Origin of the sequence: Streptomyces sp. ActVer, from assembly GCF_027270795.1 — a bacterium.
Lineage (GTDB): Bacteria > Actinomycetota > Actinomycetes > Streptomycetales > Streptomycetaceae > Streptomyces > Streptomyces umbrinus_A.
Genome location: NZ_JAPWHT010000699.1, coordinates 1 through 3,552, shown reverse-complemented (window position 1 = coordinate 3,552; position 3,552 = coordinate 1). Strand labels below are relative to the sequence as shown.

Here is a 3,552-nt window from a genome sequence, read left to right as displayed (position 1 = left end):
GGAGAAGGCGCGCCGGGCCTGGCGGGCGCGGCCTTGCGCGGGGCGGGCTTGCCGCCGCCGTTGCCCTGCTGCAGGGCGTCGGTCAGCTTGCGTACTACGGGCGCCTCGATCGTCGAGGACGCCGAACGGACAAATTCACCGAGTTCTTGGAGCTTGGCCATGACGACCTTGCTCTCCACCCCGAACTCCTTGGCGAGTTCGTATACCCGGACCTTAGCCACTTCGCTCCTTTTAGGTCCGGGTTGCGTCCGGACCGTCGCTACTTCATGGGCGTACTCATCGCGTGCTCATCGAGTGCTCATCGCAATCTCGACCTACTTCCAACTCGCGGGGTACCAGGGCCGCACGGGGTTCCGTGCGACACGTTTTACGGTGTTGCCTGCTCAGCAACTGTCTGTCTGCTCGACGTACAGGCGCAACGCCTTTGTTTCGAGCGGACCCGGGGCACGCAGCGCCCTCGTGAACGCCCGGCGGCGGACCGCCAGGTCGAGACAGACGAGGACGGGGTGTACATACGCACCCCGGCCGGGCAGCGTACCGCGAGGATCGGGGACGCATTCGCCCTCGGCCGCCACGGTGCGCAGCAGATCGATCTTGGCCGCTCGCTCCCGGCACCCCACACAGGTGCGCTCAGGGCATGCGCGGGCATGCGTCCGGCCAGACACTCTTAAGTCTACCTCCCCGCACCGACCTCACCCCTTTGGGGCAAGAACCGAACGGTTGTTGTCGTAATCCAACCGTCACACGGCGTGATCTATTCCCGATCCTGCCGTTGACGCCCCGGACCTGGGCCTGTGTCGGCCCGGTCCGTCCTCGGACCCGTCCCGGTCCCGGCTCAGTCCTGCTTCTCGGCGGGCTGCTCGGTGTCCGGACGGATGTCGATGCGCCAGCCGGTCAGGCGGGCGGCGAGCCGGGCGTTCTGCCCTTCCTTGCCGATCGCCAGGGACAACTGGTAGTCAGGGACCGTCACGCGCGCGGAGCGGGCCGCGAGGTCGACGACCTCGACCTTGGAGACCCGGGCCGGGGACAGCGCGTTCGCCACCATCTCGGCCGGGTCGTCCGACCAGTCGACGATGTCGATCTTCTCGCCGTTCAGCTCGGCCATGACGTTGCGCACGCGGCCGCCCATGGGGCCGATGCAGGCGCCCTTGGCGTTCAGGCCGGACCGGGTGGACCGGACGGCGATCTTCGTGCGGTGGCCGGCCTCGCGGGCGATCGCGGCGATCTCGACGGAGCCGTCGGCGATCTCCGGCACCTCCAGGGCGAAGAGCTTCTTCACCAGGTTGGGGTGCGTGCGGGAGAGGGTCACGGAGGGACCGCGTACGCCCTTCGCCACCCGCACGACGTAGGACCGCAGCCGCACGCCGTGCTGGTACGACTCACCGGGGACCTGCTCCTGCACCGGCAGGATGGCCTCCAGCTTGCCGATGTCGACGAGCACGTTCTTCGGGTCGCGGCCCTGCTGGACGACACCGGTGACGATGTCGCCGTCGCGGCCCGCGTACTCGCCGAGCGTCGCGTCGTCCTCCGCGTCCCGCAGGCGCTGCAGGATGACCTGCTTGGCGGTGCTGGCGGCGATCCGGCCGAAGTCGGACGGGGTGTCGTCGAACTCGCGCGCCTCCTGCCCCTCCTCCAGGTCCTCGGGGTCCTCCTTCGCCCACACGGTCACATGGCCGGTCTCCCGGTCGAGCTTGACGCGCGCGGGGCGGCGGCTTCCCTCGGTGTGGTGGTAGGCGATGAGGAGGGCCGACTCGATCGCCTCGACCAGCAGGTCGAAGGAGATCTCCTTCTCCCGCACCAAGCCCCGCAGGGCACTCATGTCGATGTCCACGGCTACGCCTCCTCCTCTTCCTTCATGTCTGCGTCGTTCTCGTTGCTCTTGCGGTTGAACTCGACCTGCACGCGCGCCTTGTCGATGTCCTCGAAGGCGATCCTGCGGGCGGTGGCCTTGCGTCCCTTGACGCCGGGCACCTCCAGGTCGATCCCGTCCTCGTCCACCGTCAGGATCCGGGCGACCAGTTCGTCGCCGCTCGTCAGCTGGAATCTCACCAGGCGGTCCGTGGCGCGTACGTAGTGACGGTGTTCCTTGAGCTCGCGCTCGGCCCCGGGGGTTCCCACTTCGAGGGTGTACTCGCCCTGGCCCATCGCGTCGGTCTCGTCCAGCTTCGCCGAGAGCGCGCGGCTCACATCGGCGATCGCGTCCAGATCGGCTCCTTCGTCGGAGTCGACCACGACGCGCAGCACACGCTTGCGTCCTACCGAGTCCACCTCGATCTCCTCGAGATCGAGTCCCTGCGAGCTGACGAGCGGTTCCAGGAGCTCTCGAAGCCTCTCGCTCTGGGTGGTGCTCATCCGGGTGACTCCTCGGCCGCGTGTGCTGTTGTGGGTAGGTCGCGTGTCAGGTCAAAGGGTATCCGGTCCCAAGGGGTGTTGCCGTCCACCGTGGCCCGCCCGACGGCGGGACGGCGCCGCTGGTGGGTGCGGGGGCGCTACCCGGGTACCGTGATCACGGGCCTGCCGCCCTTCCGTTCGTACGAGCCCTCCGAGGACGTCTGCCGTGCCGTTCACCCTGCCGTCGCGCATCCCCTCGGGGCCGCGCCGAAGGAGCCTGTTCGCCGGGGCCGCCGGCGTCGGCGCCGCGTTGCTCGCGGGCTGCTCCTCCTCCGACTCCTCCTCCGGGACCACCGGCGGGAGCACGTCCGCCGCCGAGCGGGCACGCGCGCGTGCGGCCCTCGACAGCGAGCGGCTCGCGGAGCGGTACGAGGCCGTGCTCGCCGTGCATCCCGCGCTGGCCGACCGCCTGTCGCCGCTGCGCGCGGAGGTCGTACGGCACGCGGAGGCGTTCGGCGGGGGCAAGGAGGCATCGGCCTCCGCGTCTGCGAGTGCTTCCGCGACGCCTTCTCCCGGCCCGTCCGCCGAGGTGCCGGCCGTGGAGAAGGACGCCCTCGCCGAACTCGCCGCGGCCGAGCGGACACTGGCGGACCGGCGTACGAAGGCGCTCCTCGACGTGCCGGGAGAGCTGGCGCGGCTGCTGGCCTCGGTGGCGGCGGCCGGTGCCGTGCACGCGTTTCTGCTGACGGAGGGCGAGAAGAAGTGAGCGGTTCCGAAATGGCCGGAAAGGCCGAGTCGAAGGCCAGGGCGCTGACGGCCGTGCAGGCCGCACTCGCGGCCGAGCATGCGGCCGTGTACGGCTACGGGGTCGTGGGCGGGAAGATCGGCGAGGACCGGCGGACCGAGGCTCGGGCGGCGTACGACGCGCACCGGGCCCGGCGGGACGAGCTGGCGCGTACGGTGCGCGACCTGCGCGGGATGCCCAAGCCGGCGGCGGCCGCGTACGCGCTGCCGTTCCCGGTGACGGACGCGGAGTCGGCCGTGCGGCTCGCCGCCGAGCTGGAGGACCGAGTGGCCGGGGTCTACTCCGACCTGGTCCGTGCCGCGGAGGGCGACCGGCGCCGGTCGGCCGCCGGGGCGCCCGCACGATGGTCGCCCCGGACAGTGGGAGCTACGGCCGGAGCACGATCTTGCCGTGGGTCTGCCGTCGTTCCAGCTCGC

General features: G+C 70.7%; 6 protein-coding genes. 2 read left to right on the top strand and 4 right to left on the bottom strand.

Going from position 1 to position 3,552, the window contains the following annotated elements; genetic code table 11:
• The 4 genes from O3Q52_RS50725 to rimP all read right to left on the bottom strand — a co-directional run.
• A partial coding sequence (locus O3Q52_RS50725; protein ID WP_269655183.1) for a translation initiation factor IF-2 N-terminal domain-containing protein occupies window positions 1-221 on the bottom strand: 221 nt, incomplete at its 3' end.
• A gap of 162 nt (window positions 222-383) precedes the next feature.
• Complete coding sequence (locus O3Q52_RS50720) at window positions 384-665, bottom strand: YlxR family protein (RefSeq protein WP_269655182.1); 282 nt, start codon at window positions 663-665, stop codon at window positions 384-386.
• Between the two features lie 170 nt (window positions 666-835).
• Window positions 836-1,831 (bottom strand): transcription termination factor NusA, encoded by a 996-nt coding sequence (gene nusA, locus O3Q52_RS50715; RefSeq protein ID WP_269655181.1) that lies wholly within the window; start codon window positions 1,829-1,831, stop codon window positions 836-838.
• A gap of 2 nt (window positions 1,832-1,833) precedes the next feature.
• Window positions 1,834-2,352: a ribosome maturation factor RimP gene (gene rimP, locus O3Q52_RS50710; protein ID WP_269655180.1), complete on the bottom strand. Its 519-nt coding sequence runs from the start codon at window positions 2,350-2,352 to the stop codon at window positions 1,834-1,836.
• Window positions 2,353-2,557: 205 nt separating this feature from the next.
• On the opposite strand from rimP, the gene O3Q52_RS50705 reads away from it, so the two are divergent.
• The gene (locus O3Q52_RS50705) at window positions 2,558-3,097 is read left to right on the top strand and encodes a hypothetical protein (protein WP_269655179.1); all 540 of its coding nucleotides are present in this window, start codon (window positions 2,558-2,560) and stop codon (window positions 3,095-3,097) included.
• Between the two features lie 11 nt (window positions 3,098-3,108).
• Window positions 3,109-3,552 (top strand): ferritin-like domain-containing protein (locus O3Q52_RS50700; RefSeq protein WP_269655184.1); only part of this gene is annotated, 444 nt, incomplete at its 3' end.

What these genes read in the sequence shown, in the direction of transcription:
- rimP (WP_269655180.1), bottom strand. Translation starts at nt 2,352, where the DNA reads ATGAGCACCACCCAGAGCGAGAGGCTTCGAGAGCTCCTGGAACCGCTC.